General features: G+C 46.9%; 2 pseudogenes. Both read right to left on the bottom strand.

From position 1 onward, the window contains the following. A pseudogene (locus HMPREF2981_RS00985) lies at positions 1-1197 on the bottom strand (hypothetical protein); the annotation flags it as partial. A gap of 300 nt (positions 1198-1497) precedes the next feature. Beyond that, positions 1498-1847, bottom strand: a pseudogene (locus HMPREF2981_RS10985) (hypothetical protein); the annotation flags it as partial.

The following is a 1847-nucleotide window of genomic DNA, read 5'->3' as shown; positions in this document are numbered from 1 at the left end:
GTCGCGGAAGTCAGCCCAACCTGTGTAGGTGGAGCCGGTGAAGTAAGCTCCGCCCTGGTAGGTGGAGCCGGTGAAGTAAGCCCAATCTGTGTAGGTGGAGCCGCGGAAGTCAGCCCAATCTGTGTAGGTGGAGCAGGTGAAGTAAGCTCCGCCCTGGTAGATGGAGCCGCTGAAGTCAGCTCCGCCCTGGTAGATGGAGCCGCTGAAGTCAACCCTGCCCTGGTAGGTGGAGCCGCGGAAGTCAGCCAAGGCCTGGTAGGTGGAGCCGTTGAAGTCAACCCTGCCCTGGTAGGTGGAGCGGCTGAAGTCAGCCAAGGCCTGGTAGGTGGAGCCGCAGAAGTCAGCCCAGCCCTTGTAGGTGGAGCCGCTGAAATTAATAGGTTTTGCGTAGTAAGAGTTTGTAAGGTCTATTGGGTAGAAGAAGGTGCTTCCCGAGAAATCGTATTCAAAGCCTGACCACGCCCCCGGCGTGTTTTTGTCTGGGTCCTGTATGCGGTCGTGAATTTCTTTAATAATACTAAGGCGAACGTCTGCTTCGGAATCTAATATGGCTTTGTCTACGTAGAATTCTTCTTTTTTATCTTTATAAATCCCCTCAAGCGAAGGGGCATCTTCAGATAACTCATTATAATGAGAAGCGAGAGTAAACGGGGAGCGTATATAGGCGCAGAGGTTATTAACAATAACCTGTCCTTCTTTGAGTCTGTCTTCATATTTTTCTATAGACTCGTCTTCAAGCCACTCATCCACGAGACCAACAAGCGTGTATACGCCGCCCATGCGAATGGGGGATTTCTCATCGCCTAGTTGTTCTACCGCTTTGGTGTACCGTTCACGTCGGTCTGCCCTGACCTGGCGCAGGTGCTCTCTATCGTTCTTCTCCTTGTCCTGGTCGTTCTTGAGCTTTTCGTTATTGTTTTTGCGAAAAGTTTCGATAAGACCTACCACCGCGATAGCTCCACCGGTGATATAGAGAAAAGCTAACCGGAGGTTGCTCTGAGCCAGTAAGACGGGGGCACTCTTATCGTTGGCTGGTTCTCTAGGGGTTTCAAAAACTTGCTGTGGGATAGAGAGAGCACACGCTAGCCCGGTACTAGTAATCAGCAGAATGGCAATAGGCAGCCACCACCGTTTTACCCATAACCATACTTTGTATATTTTAGAATGCTCTTCATCGTGCTGTTTCTTATTGCTCATCGGTGAGTAGGCTCCTTACAATGAGTGCGTGTAATTACCACAGTACCGCATCTTCACATCACGTCTCAGAGTTTTCTGAATTTTGACTTAAGGTTTACCTTACAAATATTTAATGGGTGCAGGGATGTAGTACTTTGCGTCTTCAAAGCTACCTATCATCTCAAAATAGGCGTGTAAAAGACTCTGGTCGGGGGGGGTGCCTAACAGAATAAGCAGTCGACCGGTATTTTGTTCAATAAGAATTAGACCCATAGAGTTTTGGGACAGTTTTGATAACCACCCCGGAGCTTTGCGGGTTGACTAGCTCTTTGTATCTTCTGCTACTACATCTTCCACTTTTACTGTGGTGACTTTCTCTCGCCATTTACGGAGCTCTTTATAAAGAGATCGCAGCTTTTTCAAGAGTTCTGTCTTCTTTGCTAGGTCTTTTACCTCAAAAAGTTTATTATTTATTTTTTCTATTTCTTGGAGTTTACCTTCAAGGTATTCTTTCTGCTCTGAAGTAAGGAATTTACAGTTAAGGGGTATACCTTTGGAATCTAGGTCAATAGGATAACCTTTATCGATATCTACTGCGAAATCATTATTAGGTGACCCAAAAAGCGTATTCTTACGCTTCTTCTTGTCATAAAATTGAGGGGCGCGGTTTG

Origin of the sequence: Rothia sp. HMSC069C01 (genome assembly GCF_001814655.1) — a bacterium.
Taxonomy (GTDB): Bacteria; Actinomycetota; Actinomycetes; order Actinomycetales; family Micrococcaceae; genus Rothia; species Rothia dentocariosa.
The sequence above is the reverse complement of the archived record's forward strand: the minus strand, read 5'-3'. Positions and strand labels throughout refer to the sequence as shown.